At 34.1% G+C, this 16,882-nt stretch carries 16 protein-coding genes and 1 pseudogene; all 17 read left to right on the forward strand.

Annotation, left to right across the window (positions count from 1 at the left end):
- Positions 1–402 precede the first annotated feature (402 nt).
- The 17 genes and pseudogenes from M0R38_10470 (at position 403) to M0R38_10550 (ending at position 16,847) form a co-directional block, all read left to right on the forward strand.
- Positions 403–1,383, forward strand: a complete 981-nt coding sequence (locus M0R38_10470) for a hypothetical protein (protein MCK9482168.1) — start codon at positions 403–405, stop codon at positions 1,381–1,383.
- Positions 1,377–2,345 carry a polysaccharide deacetylase family protein gene (locus M0R38_10475; protein MCK9482169.1) on the forward strand — a complete coding sequence of 323 codons (969 nt, stop codon included), beginning with the start codon at positions 1,377–1,379 and terminating at the stop codon, positions 2,343–2,345. Before M0R38_10470 ends, M0R38_10475 begins: the two co-directional genes overlap by 7 nt.
- A gap of 10 nt (positions 2,346–2,355) precedes the next feature.
- Entirely contained in the window at positions 2,356–2,586 is a 231-nt protein-coding gene (locus M0R38_10480; GenBank protein ID MCK9482170.1) for an acyl carrier protein, read from the forward strand.
- A 19-nt stretch (positions 2,587–2,605) separates the two neighbouring features.
- Complete coding sequence (locus tag M0R38_10485) at positions 2,606–3,352, forward strand: SDR family oxidoreductase (protein ID MCK9482171.1); 747 nt, start codon at positions 2,606–2,608, stop codon at positions 3,350–3,352.
- A gap of 2 nt (positions 3,353–3,354) precedes the next feature.
- On the forward strand, positions 3,355–4,353 hold the full coding sequence (locus M0R38_10490) for a ketoacyl-ACP synthase III (GenBank protein MCK9482172.1): 999 nt from the start codon (positions 3,355–3,357) through the stop codon (positions 4,351–4,353).
- 202 nt (positions 4,354–4,555) lie between these two features.
- Positions 4,556–5,680, forward strand: a complete 1,125-nt coding sequence (locus M0R38_10495) for a glycosyltransferase family 4 protein (GenBank protein MCK9482173.1) — start codon at positions 4,556–4,558, stop codon at positions 5,678–5,680.
- Between the two features lie 11 nt (positions 5,681–5,691).
- Positions 5,692–6,567 carry a hypothetical protein gene (locus M0R38_10500; protein ID MCK9482174.1) on the forward strand — a complete coding sequence of 292 codons (876 nt, stop codon included), beginning with the start codon at positions 5,692–5,694 and terminating at the stop codon, positions 6,565–6,567.
- A gap of 39 nt (positions 6,568–6,606) precedes the next feature.
- Positions 6,607–7,575, forward strand: a complete 969-nt coding sequence (locus tag M0R38_10505; GenBank protein MCK9482175.1) for an SDR family oxidoreductase — start codon at positions 6,607–6,609, stop codon at positions 7,573–7,575.
- A gap of 45 nt (positions 7,576–7,620) precedes the next feature.
- Positions 7,621–9,276 carry a GDP-mannose dehydrogenase gene (locus M0R38_10510; GenBank protein ID MCK9482176.1) on the forward strand — a complete coding sequence of 552 codons (1,656 nt, stop codon included), beginning with the start codon at positions 7,621–7,623 and terminating at the stop codon, positions 9,274–9,276.
- A gap of 58 nt (positions 9,277–9,334) precedes the next feature.
- Positions 9,335–9,451: pseudogene (locus M0R38_10515) on the forward strand (LPS biosynthesis protein WbpP).
- A 141-nt stretch (positions 9,452–9,592) separates the two neighbouring features.
- On the forward strand, positions 9,593–9,961 hold the full coding sequence (locus M0R38_10520; GenBank protein ID MCK9482177.1) for a four helix bundle protein: 369 nt from the start codon (positions 9,593–9,595) through the stop codon (positions 9,959–9,961).
- Between the two features lie 517 nt (positions 9,962–10,478).
- On the forward strand, positions 10,479–10,787 hold the full coding sequence (locus M0R38_10525; GenBank protein MCK9482178.1) for a hypothetical protein: 309 nt from the start codon (positions 10,479–10,481) through the stop codon (positions 10,785–10,787).
- 146 nt (positions 10,788–10,933) lie between these two features.
- On the forward strand, positions 10,934–11,371 hold the full coding sequence (locus M0R38_10530; GenBank protein ID MCK9482179.1) for a hypothetical protein: 438 nt from the start codon (positions 10,934–10,936) through the stop codon (positions 11,369–11,371).
- 2 nt (positions 11,372–11,373) lie between these two features.
- Positions 11,374–12,300, forward strand: a complete 927-nt coding sequence (locus tag M0R38_10535; GenBank protein ID MCK9482180.1) for a hypothetical protein — start codon at positions 11,374–11,376, stop codon at positions 12,298–12,300.
- Between the two features lie 342 nt (positions 12,301–12,642).
- Positions 12,643–13,257 carry a hypothetical protein gene (locus M0R38_10540; protein ID MCK9482181.1) on the forward strand — a complete coding sequence of 205 codons (615 nt, stop codon included), beginning with the start codon at positions 12,643–12,645 and terminating at the stop codon, positions 13,255–13,257.
- A 337-nt stretch (positions 13,258–13,594) separates the two neighbouring features.
- Positions 13,595–15,067 (forward strand): SIR2 family protein, encoded by a 1,473-nt coding sequence (locus M0R38_10545; GenBank protein MCK9482182.1) that lies wholly within the window; start codon positions 13,595–13,597, stop codon positions 15,065–15,067.
- On the forward strand, positions 15,060–16,847 hold the full coding sequence (locus tag M0R38_10550; protein MCK9482183.1) for an ATP-binding protein: 1,788 nt from the start codon (positions 15,060–15,062) through the stop codon (positions 16,845–16,847). Before M0R38_10545 ends, M0R38_10550 begins: the two co-directional genes overlap by 8 nt.
- Positions 16,848–16,882: the final 35 nt, after the last annotated feature.

Below are 16,882 nucleotides of genomic sequence, written 5' to 3' on the forward strand. Positions count from 1 at the left end.
TATCAAAATATGTAAAAAGAAAAACATATGAATTACTAGCATATTTATTTCAGAACTTTGTATTCTTCTTGTATTATAAGATTAAATATAAAAACAATAATAATGTTTGGCAGAATTCAAAAAAAACAGATTATTTTTAATCACAAAATTAATAGAAATTCAAAATCAGTTCCTATTACATTTAGTGAGTAAAGATTAGAATATGTGTTTTTTCAATCAACATTTTTTTTAAAATAAACACTTAACTTCGATAAAAATATTGTCCAGTCACATTAGACAATTGTATGAGTCTTAAATCCTCTGTCTGAGTGTTTGTATTAAAGTCTACACCTTTGACGAATATAAAAGAAAGAGTTAATAGTGTTTTTTTTAATAGTAGATCCTAATGAATATAAATATATAATGGACATTAAGTATTTAACTGGTTTTTATTTTGATGAATTAGTTGCTTTTAATAATCAATCTTATCCAAAAAAGACTAACTCTACAAAACTTTTAAAGTTTTGGTTTGACAAATCAAAGGATGAGATTGAAAACTCAATCATTCTTGTCAATAATGGTAGAATTTTCGGTCAACTTCTAACATCAAGAAATATGTTTTTCTATAAAGGAAAGTCTACCTCTTGTAAATGGTTCTTTAATTATATAGTTGATGAAAAATATAGAAAAAGTGGATACGGAATAGATCTATTAATAAAAGCTACGAGTAATGACAACTTATTATTTGGTGCAGGCTCTGCTCCTTTAGCATTAAAAATTGAATTGAAAATGGGTTTTATATTAATAGGAGAACTTAAAAAATTTATTGCTATTAGTTTTTTTCCATCTATTATTTCTTCATTTTTTCGTAATAATATATCTGAAAATACATTTCCTGAAAGAATAAGTAAAAATGGAGTCACTTTTAATAAAGTGGATGTTTCTTATTTTTTTAATCACTCTGTGCCATTTAATGAAAACTTGTTAGAATTTGGAAGAGATAATAATTATTTAAAATGGCGTTTTTTTTCAGGTTTACACGATTATGTTGTTTATAAATCCGCTAATAACAACAATTACTTTGCTGTACGTACAATAATCAGAAAATCTATTACGTGCCTTGTTTTAGTAGATTATAGATGTAATCTTGCCAATGATGATGAGTTTGAAGAAATACTTCATACAGTAAAAAGTATTAGTAAGAAACTAAAGATTGGCGTTATAATAACCGCTTCTTCTCTAAAATGTGTAGACAATATACTTGAAAAAAGAAAATTTAAATCTATTGGACGACATAGACCATTAATAGCTTATAGGTCTTTTAAGGATGAAGATAAAAGGATTAATAATAGGGAGTTAGTTCTAGTAACATTGGCAGACTCAGATGGCGAAGTATCATGGTGAATAAATTTGGTTGTTTTGTTATATCTCTTGATTTTGAGTTGTTCTGGGGGGTAAGAGATAGACGAACTATAAATGATTATGGAGATAATATATTAGGGGCTAGAGAAGTTATACCAGAAATGGTAAATCTTTTCTCAAAATATAACGTAAAGGCAACTTTTGCTACAGTTGGTCTTTTATATTGTAAAAACAAGGAGGAAATCAATCAATATACACCAGTATTGAAACCAACTTATAATAATTCTTTTCTATCTCCTTTTGAAAATAATTACTTGGATAGCGTAGATGATAATAATGATATTTACCATTCAGCATTTGACATTATTGAAGGTTTGAAACAAGAAAATCATATAGAAATTGCATCTCATACTTTTTCCCACTTTTATTGTTGGGAAGCTGGTCAAAATCTCAAACAGTTTGAGTCAGATGTGGAATCTTCTATCCATGTATTTTCTAGTAATCATATTACACTAAAAAGTATTGTATTTCCTCGTAATCAAGTGCCTGATCATTACTTGAATACATGTATTAGATATGGAATAAATACTTATAGAGGAAACCCTATTAAGTATTTTAATAAGGGAAATAAAACTAAAAATAGACTTTTGCGCTTAATTGATACATTTATAAATTTTGGTAATGATACTACCTATACGTACAATGAAGTTAAAGAAGGAAAGTTTTATAATGTAAGGGCGAGTCGTTATTTAAGGCCTTTTTCCCAAAAATATAAGTTTTTAGCAAAATTAAAAATCAGAAGGATTAAAAATGAGATGAATGTTGCGGCAAAACAAAATAAAATATATCATTTATGGTGGCATCCTCACAATTTTGGAATAAATAAATGTGAGAATTTGAGCATGTTAGAAGAGATACTATTTCATTTTCAGTATTTGTCTATAAAATACAATTTTAAATCATTTACCATGAAAGAAATGAGTGGATTAGTAAATTATAAATAAAATTAATATGATGGAATTACAGAAATTTATTACAAATTTTGCTGAACAGTTCGAAGATACGAAAATGTCAGAATTTTCTAAGGAAACAGTATTTAGCGAACTGGAAGAATGGAGTTCAATGACACTCCTATCAATAATTGCAATGGTAGACGAAGAGTATGAAGTTACTTTAAAAGGTGATGATATACGTTCTGTCACGACAATTGAGGACTTATTTAAATTAGTTAAATCGAGAAAATAAATAATTTTAATTTGTATTAATGAACAATCCTTTTTCTATAGAGAATAAAGTTTTATTAATTACAGGAGCAACTTCAGGTATAGGTAAATCAATTGCTATTGAATGCTCAAAGTTAGGTGCTACTGTATTTATTTCAGGAAGAAATGAACTTCGACTAAAAGAAACCTATAGCGAATTATCTGGAAAGCAACATCAATATCTTGTCTCTGACTTGTCTTGTGAAAATGAAGTCGTAGAGTTGAGTGAAAAAGTACCTGAATTGGATGGTATTGTAAATTGTGCAGGATTTAACAAAGTGCTTCCTTTCCATTTTACTACAAGAAAAGATTTTAAAGAGGTTATGGAAGTAAATTTCTTTGCTCCTACTGATTTAACACGTTTATTAATAAAAAACAAAAAATTAAAAAAGGGTTCATCGATAATTTTTATTTCATCTATTTCGGGGGTTTATTGTTCTTTTATAGCAAATAGTATTTATTCATCATCTAAAGGAGCTGTTAATGGCTTAGTAAAAGCTCTAGCATTAGACTTAGCAGCTAAGAAAATTAGAGTTAACTCGGTTAATCCAGGAATGATTAATACAAATATTTTATCAGAAGGAAAGATAAGCCACGAACAACTTCAAGAAGATATAAAACGATATCCGCTAAAACGTTACGGGGAACCGGAAGAAGTAGCTTACGCTGTTATTTATTTATTATCTGATGCAAGCACTTGGATAACAGGTTCGAATATTTTAATTGATGGTGGATATACATTATTGTAATTATGAAAGCATATATTAAAGCAATCAATTATTATTTGCCTGATACTATTTTAACTAACAAAGAAATAGTTAAAGAATTTCCAGAATGGAGTATTGATAAAATAGCAGATAAAATTGGAATTACTCAACGTCATATTGCAAGAAGTAGTGAAACATCAGCTGATTTAGCAACATTAGCAGCTGAAAAATTGTTTGAGGAACATAATATTGATAGGACTTCTATTGATTTTATTTTATTTTGCACACAGAGTCCAGATTATTTTTTGCCAACCTCAGCGTGCTTAATTCAAGAAAGACTTAACATCCCAACTACGGTGGGTGCTTTGGACTTTAACTTGGGGTGCTCTGGATATATCTACGGCTTATCTTTAGCTAAAGGACTTCTGTTTGGTGGTATTGCTAGAAATATTTTATTGCTTACAGGTGAAACATACTCAAAATTTATACACCCAAAAGATAAAGGGAATAGAACAATATTTGGAGATGCAGGAACCGCAACTTTGATTGCTTCTGATGGATTTGCGGAAATAGGAAATTTCAGTCTAGGGACTGATGGCAGGGGGGGAGAAAACCTTATTGTAAAAAGTGGGGCAATGAGATTCTCTGAAAAAATCAATGATATTTCATTTGATTCCAATGGCAACCCTATTTCTTCTGACTTTTTATACATGAATGGTTCTGAAATCTTCAACTTTACGATTGATGCAGTTCCCCCCTTAATTGAAGATGTTCTAATCAAGAATAATCTAACTCATGAAGAAATACATTCATTTGTTTTTCATCAAGCAAATAAATTTATATTGAACTTTCTTCGAAAAAAAATAAAAATCTCGGAAGACAAATTTCCTTATTTCATGAATAAGGTAGGGAATACTGTTTCTGCTACTGTACCAATTACATTATATGAAGAAATGAAGGCTAATCTTAAACATGGAAATGTGCTTTTAGCTGGATTTGGTGTGGGATATTCATGGGGGGCAACAATTTTGAAAATCAACTAAAATAGTATTAAATATTATTTTTTACCTCTTTAAATAAATAGTCATATAGAAATTATTATATGTGTGTGTAATTTATCTTTCTAACTGCCTGTAGAATATATAGAAAAAACTCTTAGATACTATCCATTAAATAGTGAAGTTACATACAAATTTCAATAACATAATAATCATAAAAATATTCTTTATATATGGTTAGAAGTTTATGAAACGACTTTTTTTTGTTGTAAATATTGACTCTTTCTTTCTTTCACATCGGTTACCCTTAGCATTCGAGGCAATAAAGAGAGGATATGAAGTATATCTTTTAACTAGTGATACCGGAAAAAAGAATGATATTGAAGGTTATGGTATACATTTCATTGAAATTCCTTTTGAAAGATCTGGAACTAATCTCTTCCATGAAATAAAGTGTATTTTTTTGTTATTAAAGTACTATAAAAAGTTTAATCCGGATATAATTCATCATGTAACATTAAAGGCTGCGTTACTAGGATCTATTGCTTCAAAATTAGCTATGAAGAAAAATGTAATTAATGCAATAAGTGGATTAGGTTATAATTTTACTGATGGTAGAAAAGGCCTTATTCAGTTTATAGTAAGGTTGGTGATGAAGCGGTCATTTAAGTCATATTATTATTATTTCATACTTCAAAACCCTGATGATATTGAAATGATGAAAAATTTAAATCTTGTTCCAGAGAGCCATCATAGGTTAATAAAGGGTTCAGGAGTGGACTTAAACGAATTCTCTTTTACTGATTTTATCGAAAAAGAAAAGCTGAGATTGCTATTCCCGGCACGTATTCTTTATGACAAAGGTGTTATGGAACTCATAAAAGCAGCAGAGTTACTTGAGGATAAATGGAAAAATAGGATTGTTTTTGTTCTTGTAGGTGATTGTGACGAAGATAATTTGTCTGTTATACATCAAGATGACTTAGAAAAATTATTGATTCCAGGCTATATTGAATGGATTGGCTTTAGGAATGATATGGTTGATCAATATATGCAGTCTGATATTGTAATTCTTCCTTCGTATCGTGAAGGATTGCCAAAATCATTAATTGAGGCATGTGCTATTGGAAGACCAATTGTAACAACAGATGTCCCTGGGTGCAGAGAATGTGTTATAGATGGTTATAACGGTTACTTGGTACCTGTGAAAACTATAGAACCTTTAGCAAGAGCTATTGAGAATTTATGCGAAAACAAAGAAAAAAGAATAGAGATGGGAAAAAACTCCCGTTCATTAGCAGAAAAAGAGTTTTCAATAGACTTAGTAATAGAAAAAACTTTTGAAATTTATGATGAGATTTTTAATAAATAATTTCCTGTAATATGGAATATATCAATAAGAATCCTTTTTCTCTGTATGATTTTCTTGGGTATTTTATTCCAGGTGCATTTTTTTGTTACTTACTTGCAATAACGTTTAATCTTGAGGGATTTGCTTGTTTTAATTTTAATTTATTTGATGGTTTAAGAGCTTTTGATAGATCAGTGGCCTTCGTAATTATTTCTTACGTCTTAGGTCATGCACTAAATTACCTTTCCAGTCTTACTATTGAGCGTTACTCTATATGGTCTATAGGGTATCCTTCAAGATTTATTTTAGGAGAAAAACAGAGTTGCTATTTAAAAAAGTTAAACAATAAAGATGACCCCGAAGAAAAAAAGAGACGTAAAAAAGAACTTTGTATTTCGCATATGTGGAGATTATTGCTACTAATTGTGATTCTCCCCATATATATTATTGACATTGTAGCTGGGAAACTCCTGGGTTTTAGAAATTACTATACCAATTCAGTAGATCCGACATTAAAAAAGATAATTGAAAAAAGAATAAAGCAATTTAAAATAAAACATAAGTTTACTATTAGCAGTGAGGGGGATTATTTTAGAGTTATTTGGCACTATTACTACGAAAATTTTGGTCCACACATGGTGAAATTAGATAAATATGTTGCATTATATGGTTTTACAAGATCTGTGTCATTTATCTTTTGTGCTTATTCTTGGATAATACTTATCACACTGCTTCTACATGGTATTTCTTTGTATTATTTTTTAATAGGCTATTTTTTGAGTTCGATATTATCGTATATCTTTTATATTGCTTTCGTGAAATTCTACCGAAGGTTTACCTTGGAAGGCTTTATGTGTTTAGTGATTGATAAAGATTTAGCGGAGATAAATGTGGACAATAAAAATTAGTACTCCATCAAGTTTAAATAACAATTTCTATAGATTTTTATGAGAATACTTATTACCGGAGGGGCCGGGTTCATAGGCTCCAATCTGTGTGAATATTTTTTGGGTAAAGGCCACCGGGTTACGTGTTTGGACAACTTGTCCACTGGCAGCCTGTCCAATATTCAGGGGTTTTTGAATCATCCTGCATTTCATTTCATCGAAGGGGATATTCGCGATCTGGAGACCTGCCGCCGGACGGTGAAAAGTGTAGATGTGGTGCTTCATCAGGCAGCGTTGGGCTCGGTGCCCAGGTCTATACAAGATCCGGTGACTACCAATCAGGTGAACATAGATGGATTTTTAAATATGCTGGTAGCTACGCGTGATGCAGGAATCAGGCGTTTTGTTTATGCGGCCTCGTCTTCTACCTATGGTGATTCGAAGGCACTGCCCAAGGTGGAAGAGAGCATTGGAAGGCCGTTGTCGCCGTATGCCATTACCAAGTATGTGAACGAGCTGTACGCGCATGTGTTTGCACAGACGTATTGTATAGAATGTATTGGGTTGCGCTATTTTAATGTGTTTGGGCGCAAGCAGAGTCCCAAGGGGGCGTATGCAGCAGTGATTCCGTTGTTTGTTCAAAGCCTTATGCGTCATGAACAGCCTGTAATTAACGGAGACGGGGAGTATTCCAGGGATTTTACGTACATAGATAATGTGATTCAGGCCAATGAGCTGGCTATGACTACAGAGAATCCCGAGGCTGTGAACCAGGTATATAATGTGGCTTGTGGGGAGCGCACTACGCTCAATCAGTTGTTTACTTACTTGCGTGAAGGACTTTCTGTCTACGATTCGGCCATTGCACAAATAGAGCCTATATACGGTCCCAATCGCTCCGGCGACATTCCTCATTCACTGGCCTCGATAGAAAAAGCCGGAAGGCTACTGGGGTATGCACCCAAGTTTGGGGTGCGGGAAGGGCTGAAGGAGGCAGTGGGGTGGTATTGGGAGCATTTGGGAAAATAAAATATATTTATTATTAATTTTGGCAAAAATAAACTTATACATCTAATGACACCAACCCCCCTTTATTCAATCAACCCGGCCGGAGAGAAATTTTTACTGCCGGAAAAAAAAGATTACCAACCAGAGTTTGAACGTGTAAAAGCATTGGCAGACCGGGCTCGGGCCAACGGCCAGGAAGTGGTCGTGGTTATGGGTGCCGGCTTTGTGGGAGCTGTGATGGCTGCTGTGGTGGCCGATACGAAAGACAAGGACGGGCGCTATTCCAAGTTTGTGATTGTGTGCCAGCGTCCTAGTACGCGCAGTTTTTGGAAGATTCCTATGTTGAACCGAGGCGTGTCGCCCGTAAAATCGGAAGATCCGCTGGTGGACGAGCTAATTGATCGTTGCGTAAACAAAGAAAAAACGCTTATGGCTACGTTTAACAACGATTGCCTGGCACTAGCTGATTGCGTAGTAGTAGACGTACAATGCGATTTTATAAAACAAGACCTGGGTAATATGGTTACGGGCGATACCGACATGGAAGCTCTAGAGGCCACCATCCGTACTATTGGTCAGAAAGTGCAACCGCATTGCCTTACGCTCATAGAAACTACCGTAGCTCCGGGGACGACAGAGTTTGTGGCCTGGCCTCTGATGAAGAAGGAGTTTGCTGCTAGAGGGATTGAATCGGAACCGTTGCTTTCGCACAGTTTTGAGCGGGTGATGCCCGGAAAGGAGTACGTAAGCAGTATCCGTGATTTCTGGAGGGTCTGCAGTGGCTGTAATAAAGAGGCTCGGGATAGGGTAGAGAAGTTCTTACGTGAAGTTATCAATACAGAAGAATTCCCGCTGACGGTTATGGATCGTCCTATAGAATCGGAAACTACTAAAATTATAGAAAACTCGTACAGGGCAACTATTCTAGCCTTTTTGCACGAATGGAGCGTGTTTGCTGAACGTAATGGAGTGGACTTGATTAAAGTGGTGAACGCCATTAAGATGCGTCCTACACATAGCAATATGATTTTTCCCGGTCCCGGTATTGGAGGTTACTGCCTGCCCAAGGACGGAGGGTTAGGGTATTGGGCCTACCGCCACATTCTGGGCTTTGAAGACGGTGACAATCTGTTTAAAATGACCCCTACGGCCATTGATATAAACGATACGCGGGCCTTGCATGCGGCGGAACTGGTACGTGATGCGTTGCGCAATATGGGCCGTTACATTGCCGGTTCTGATGTGGTGCTATGTGGGGCTAGTTATCGTCAAGACGTAGGTGATACGCGTTATAGCGGATCGGAAATGATGGTACGTAAACTTACCCAAATGGGTGCCTACATTCGTGTACACGATCCTTACGTGGATCATTGGTACGAATTTATTTCGCAAGATACGTATCCGGCACCGGGCCAGTCGTGGGCTCGCTTCTTCCGTAATCAAGAAGGACTGAAGGATCTGACGGTAGAAAAAGACCTTCCCACTACATTGCATGGAGCTGAAGCCCTTATATTGGCTGTTCCTCATAAAGAGTACCTGAACCTGGATCCCGAAAAAATTGTGGAATGGGCCGGTAAGCCTCTGGCTATTATAGACTGCTTTGGTATCTTGAGTGATGATACCATTCGTCACTACTTCCGTTTGGGCTGCGAAGTGAAGGCACTGGGGAGGGGGCATGTGGCTCGGCTGAAAAAAGAGGTCCGTAATAGCAAAGAAAAGTAAGTCGACGGCAAGTCTTCTGCAAACCTGCCGCCGCGATGTCGGCGGCCTCGGCCCGTTTTCTATTTATGGTGATTCCGAGGCACTTCCCAAGGTGGAAGAGAGCATTGGAAGGCCGTTGTCTGTGTATGCCATTACAAAGTATGTGAACGAACTGTATGCGCATGTGTTTGCACAGACGTGTGGTATGGTGAGGGGTGAGGGGTGAGTAAGTGAACAAGTGAACAAGTGAGGAGTGATGGGTGAGTGAGTGAACAAGTGAACAGGTGAACAGGTGAACAAGTGATAAGTGAATAAGTGAGTGAGGGAGGAGTGAGAAATGGTGAGGACACATAAGGATTTGGAGGTTTGGAAGGTGGCTGTGGGGTTTGTGACGGAGGTTTACAAAGTGACGAAGGGGTTTCCACAGTCGGAGTTGTTTGGGTTGACGAATCAAATGCGTAGGGCTGCCGTCTCGGTTCCCTCGAACATTGCGGAGGGGGCGGCGAGAAATACCTCGAAAGAGTTTGTTTATTATTTATCAATTTCTTTGGGGTCGTTGGCAGAGTTGGAGACGCAGTTAATGATTGCCAAAAATTTGGGCTACATTAATGAAACGAAGCTGAGTGAGCTGCTGGAAAGGTTGCAGGCTATCAGGAGGATGGTGTTGGGGTTGAGGAGGGCTTTGAAGGTGAGAGGTGAGAGGTGAGAAGTGATGGGTGAACGGGTGATGGGTGAACGGGTGATGGGTGAACGGGTGAGGGGTGATGGGTGATGGGTGATGAGTGGCATTTGCGCCGCATTTTTGAGTGTGTTGCACTCGGTGGTTAAGTTGCTGATTAGTTGCTTGTTGCTAAAAACGTGCCTGTGGTGGACGTTTTTGATAATTGACTATAATACAGATAGTTGAGTTCTTAGTGCGTCGCACTAATTTTATTGCTCCTTAGTCTTCTGCTAAGAACAGCATTCCCTTTTTAGATAACTGTTGGATTTTGAGCACGGCAAGCTCATTAATGAGTATTTCTCCATCCGGAACAAGGGGATGCCTCGGCTTTTAAATCCGGTTGTGCAGCAACCGGGGCATTCCCGGTTCTGGATGGGGTAGATACATTCTAAATGAGTTCTGGGTGTAAGGAAAAACTTCTTGTTCTTGTTTACATCACTACAAGAAATGAGACAACAAGCACCTTCAAGTTCTTTAATTTTAAAATTTAACTATTAAAAAAATGAAACTCGAAATAAATTGCAATGATGTGGAATTAGAACAACTGATTCGGAATAGACTATCAGAGACAAACAGGTTCTTTAATATAAACGATATTCAATCTACATTATTTTCGCTATTCAAGGACAATGGTCTATTTAAGGAAAGTAAAATTATACAAGGCAACCTTAATAGCCTGATTTATCGAGATCAATTTCGAATAAATAAGATTATTAGCAAGATGATTATTGAAGGTGATTTAATCTTTAATATTGTTGGGAGAAAATATTATGGAAATGGCATTGAAGTGGCTTGGGCAGGTGAAAAATAATCTTTTTATTGATAATAAAACATTTCACAGACTAACATATTTGATACACGTGAAGGTTATACAAGAGAGCATGTGTGGACCGGGAGGGAAAGTTAAGACACAAGGTCTAAAAATATAATTACCTTTTCTTAAACTTTTTTTTGTATATGGAGTATGAACCACTTTATAGCGCTGGGTTTAAAGATATTTGTAACAACCAATTAGAAGAGATTTTTCTTGTGCCATTCAATAATAAAACAAGAAGAGAATATCTTTTATCACGCTTTGGAGCTTTATTGGACAGATTCAAAGAAACAGGATTAAGTGCAGAGTTATGGATTGATGGCTCTTTTGCTACTTTGAAACCAAATCCTGGAGATATAGATTTGATTTTTTTTGTTGATGAAAACCAACTTAATTCATTGCCACTAAATAAGCGAGATATTGTAGAGGAATTGAATAACCGCGCAACTTCAAAAATAAGATATAATTGTGATGTTTTTATTGTTCCAAATAATAATATAGCTAATCGCAGTTATTGGAGAGGGTGGTTTGGATTTTCAAGAGAAGAAATACCAAAAGGAATAATTCGTTTACATATTTGAGTATGGCAAATTTCACAAGGATAAAATCAAATATTGAACAACTAGAACCAATTGTTGCTCGGCTGGAAAGTAGACATAAAGCTTTTCCGAACAATTTTTCTATCCTAGTTGAATTAACCTCGCTAAATAACCAATTGTCTGATTTGCGGGAACAACTATATCGTGAAAACCTTAAAAGAGAGAAAGAGGTAATTGAGCTAAAGTTAATAGGTCAATCTTTAAATATTGGAAATATTCCCCTTGAATATGTTGGTGGGATTACAGATAATTTATCTGCTTTTATTTTCAACATATCAAAATTTAAAATGTTTGGTGGGAAAGGTGGAAAGAAAAAAGATCTCCTAGTAAAAAACACTATCGATTTAAGACTTGAAGGAATTGGTCGAGGTTCAACAGTTTTTTATTTATCAGGTAAAACATCTCCTGATTTATTTGGAAATAGTACTATTCAAGATGCTCTTCAAATTACATTTGAATTATTTCAATCAAAACCAGATGAATTGATTGACAAAATTGGTTCAGTTGGGCCAGGAAGTGTAAAATATATAGCGAGGTTATTAGATGTATTATCAAAACAACAATTAGACATTGATTTAATGTGGCATAGTCCTGATAACCAAAAATATTTATGGGAGGGAAGAGAAGATAATATATTAAGATTATATAGCTTATTAAATCAAATGATAATTTCTCAACCTAAAAACATAAGTTTTGAAGGGGAATTAATAACTATTAGTTCTAAAGGAAGATTTGAGATTCTTACAAATGAAGGTTATTCTTTGCTTGGACATTTTTCAAGCCATCTTCTTGAAAAAATGAAGAAATTTCACATTGGAGATTATTGCAAAGGAATAATTACAAAGACAAGAATTTATAGCCCATTAACTCAGAAGGAGAAATTTGAGTATGATTTAAAATCAATTGAATAAACATCTCTTTTAGAGAGCAATTCTTTAAATGTAAGGATTGAGGATTTCGTATTATTTAGAGGTTGTTAAAGAAGTTTGTAATGATTAGTGTGACATCTTTGATTAACAGAATTTTTTTAAAAATTCTCGGAAAATTTGAATTAGAACATGTTGAGCTATTATCAAGTGTTGGCTCAACTGAACCATTCAGAAGCGTTAATTGACAGATTGGTGAGTTTTTGAGTAATAATCAGGCATTGTTGAGGATGGAATCCTAGGGGAAAATTTTACTGAGAACGTATTTGAAAACAAGGCGGAATGTTAAATGTAGGAAAAAGATGTTGACGGTAACTAAGAAACAAAATGAAAACCTTAGATATAGGATTTTGGACTAAAAAACGACAAGTAGTAAATAACTCATACGATTTTAATGAACATTGGAAGGAGATAATTGAAAAATTTAGAGTTCGTATAGAAAACTACTATTTCTTTCCTATTGATAGTATTATAGCTTCAAATAAATTGAGAGGTGAAGGATTTACAATCTTGACTATCCAATGTGTTTTAATAGAAATGTTTGCAGCATTTAAGTATGGAAAAATTTATAAATTTGATAAAAGAGCAAGTGATCCAAACTTTACATATAGAGGGTCTGGCGATTGTTTGATTCCCTTTCTTCATTCTGAGGAAATCTTCGAAAATCATTTTTATAAATTTATCAATGGTGACAAGAAAAAAGATTACCCTTTTTCAGCAATGGAATTTTACAAAAAAGTTCGCTGTGGACTTATGCATGAAGCACAAACAAAAGGGGAGTGGATAGTTAATGCAAAAAAAACATATCAAGACGATGACGTAATATTTATAACAAAGGACTCCGAAAAAAATAAAATTAGCATTGATAGAAATATTTTGCAAAAACTATTAAAGATATATTTTCAAGATTATCTGTTTAACTTATCCCAAGAATCCCCCTAAGGTAATCAGTTAAGGAGACTTTTAGCACGAAAACTAGATCATTTCCTTGATATACCTGCTGACAATAATTATGATTGGTGGAAAAGTAGTTGATAATTAACGCTAGGGTTTGTTGTCGAATTAATATGCAATTCTGTCACAGACAATATTTGTCTTTTTTTATATCTTTAAAGAGTTGATTATAGTGATTTACTTGTTCAGGAGAAAGGACAGATGCTTGATGCTACAGCCAGTTCATGAAGATGTTGAAAAATGGGAATTTTATAATGGTTGATTAACAACAACAACAACACAACTACGCTACCAGACATCATAAAAATCTAAACAATTATTTATCATGAGTTTGAATTCCAATTTTTTTGATCCTACGGTTTATCTGAGAGGATTACAACAAATATTAATTTCTGATTCAAAAAAAATTGGATTTCTTTTTGGAGCAGGAACTTCTTGTTCTGTTAAAAAAGGTTCTTCTAACAAATCAAGTATACTGGATATCAATAAAATGACTAAGTATATTACTGAGAATTTAGGTTTAAAATCAGATAAGTATCAAATTGCACTTGATAAAATTCATGATGAACTAAACAATAATAACGTAGGCTTTACAATAGAAAACCTACTCTCTAACATTACCCAAAAGCATCTAATAATTGGAGATGAAATTTTGTGTGGTCTCAATAAAGATGAATGGTTTAAGTTAAAGAATGAGATTGAAGAGGAGATTACGAAATTAGTTTCTGTACACAAAAATAAAGAAGAATTCTGCGATGACTTTAATCAAGGTGATTTTGCTCAATGGATTAAAAATAGTGCTCGCAAAGAAGCTATAGAAATTTTCACAACTAATTATGACTATCTCCTTGAAATTGCATTAGAACATAACAACGTGCCATATTATGATGGTTTTATTGGTAGCTATTGTCCATTTTTCTATTCTGCTTCTATAGAAGATATGCAGTTCATGCCGACTATTACAAAATTATGGAAACTTCATGGCTCTCTGGGATGGTGTTATGACATGAATTCTAAAAAAATCACCCAATCACTTCTAGATGATAATAATATAGTAATTTATCCTTCATATCTGAAATACAGCAATACTAGAAAACAACCATACACTAGTTTTTTGGACAGACTGTCAAGGTTTATAAAAAGGGATGATACTATTTTATTTATTTGTGGATACTCATTTGGTGATTATCATATAAATGAAATTATTAACACTGCACTAGAACAATCAGATTCTTCACATGTAGTAGTTTTCTTTTATGACAAATATATTGACGAGGGAATAACCCTTTATCAGTTAAATGGTGAATGCGATATTAAACAAATTGCATTAGCCAATAATAAATTATCAGTATATGGAATGAATAGTGCTGTTATTGGCGGAAAATATGGAATATGGAAACTTAATAAAAGTACCATTAGAGATGATGGAGCTGAACAAATGACTTTATACTTTGATGATACAATTAATAAAGAAGGCTCCATATCTAAAAACGTATTTACAAGACTAAATCCAATTTCCTTGGAAAAATCAATAGAAATATGGGAGTCTTTTAAGGATAATGGTATAATTGATGAAGAGGGAACTATTCATGAAGAGTACAGCCAGAAATTAGGAGATTATGATTTTGATGATTCTCTTTCTGGTAGAAGGCAGGAAATAGTTTCATTATTTGACTACTTCAAAAACAGGAATGGTGAAGGAGAGTTAAAATTACCGGATTTCTCCATTTTTGTATATTTCCTAAAAAACATCAATGCTGATGATTATATAAAGAGTTTGGGTAATAAGGATGATTAATAACAAAGAAACATTAATTGGAAGGGTGGTAAGCATAAAAGGGAATTTAGTATCTGTTAGAATGTCAGAAAAAAGTTTTTCTTTAATGCCTGTGATTAATGGTGTTGTGTATAAAGTAGGACAACCAGGATCATTTTTGAAAATACCACTTGGTTACGCTAATTTATATGGTATTGTCACACAAATAGGAGTTGATGCAATACCGGAATCTCTAAAGGAATTAACTTTCGATAATATTGAGAAATTATTTGCTACCAGATGGCTTACCATGGTGTTAATTGGAGAAAAAACTGTCTCCCAATTCGAAAGAGGAATTACACAGTTTCCCACAGCTGAAGATGAGGTTCATATTGTAACAAATGAAGATTTAAGTGTTATATATGGTGGTCTGGATGAACGCTCTTCAATATCTGTTGGAAATATAAGTGCTTCTGAGAGTTTACCTGCTAAACTTAATTTAAATAAATTAGTTACTCGTCATTGTGCGATTTTAGGATCAACAGGAAGTGGTAAATCTAATACAGTAGCTGTTCTTATGGAGTCCATAGCAAATAGTGATTATAAAAGTTCCAGAATATTAGTAATTGATCCGCACGGAGAGTATAACGATTCGCTAAAAGAGGAAAGTAAAATATATAAAATAAAATCAGATCCAAAGAAAATACAGTCTGAATTATATATTCCATTCTGGGCATTGCCTTTTAATGAACTTATAAATATTTTCCCTAAAGGATTAAATGATAAACAGCTAGATTATGTGAGAGGAAAAGTACTTGAAAAGAAAATAGAGTGGATTAAATCAAATGAACAGGAAGAAAAATTAAAAATTGAATCTGTGACGGCTGATAGTCCAATACCATTTAGCATAAAACAGTTATGGTTTGAGCTTGATGATTTTGAGAAGCAAACTTTTGAAGAAAATAGAGATCCAACAAACAAAAAGTTAAATAAAAAGGGGGATCCAAATAAGTTAATTTCTAATGAATATGAGCCAGCCGGTGCAGGCAGTAGTAAGCCGTTTATTAATCATCAAGCACAGGGTATATTGAGTTTTTTGGATGGTATGAGAAACAGAATGCTTGATCAAAGGTATAACTTCTTATTTTCCTTGGGCGATTTAACACCAGATCTATCAGGTGCTGTTAAAAAAGATTTGCATGAATTACTTACTGAATGGTTGGGACATGACAAACCAATTACAATACTTGACCTTTCGGGTATACCATCTGAAATTATGACTCCAATTTCAGGATCGATATTAAAAATCATATATGATTCTTTATTCTGGGGGCAAGAATTGAATGTTGGTGGTAGAAAACAGCCATTGCTAATTGTATTGGAAGAGGCTCACAATTATTTGAAGGCGGGTGAAAAGTCTATATCATCAAGAACCGTGCAGACAATAGCTAAAGAAGGTAGGAAGTATGGTGTAGGACTGATTCTGGTCACTCAAAGACCTACAGAATTAGATGAAACAGTATTAAGTCAGTGCGGAACCACAATTGCTTTGAGGATGAATAATAAAGGTGACAGAGGCCATGTTTCAGCAGCTGTGCAGGATGAACTAGCAAATATGACTGATTTACTGCCAAGTTTAAAAACAGGAGAGGGGTTAATTATCGGAGAAGCAGTTAAGATTCCATCAAGAATTCAGTTTAGAAAAATATCAAAAGCTCCAAAAAGTACAGATCCTGATGTTACAAAACAATGGATGCTTGATAGACCTGATAAAAATGAATATACAACAATTGTAGAAAATTGGAGGAATCAGCAATTTTAAAAGAAAACAAGGATAATTAAAAATTTTTAACACTT

Source organism: Bacteroidia bacterium (genome assembly GCA_023228875.1).
Classification (GTDB): domain Bacteria; phylum Bacteroidota; class Bacteroidia; order NS11-12g; family UBA955; genus JALOAG01.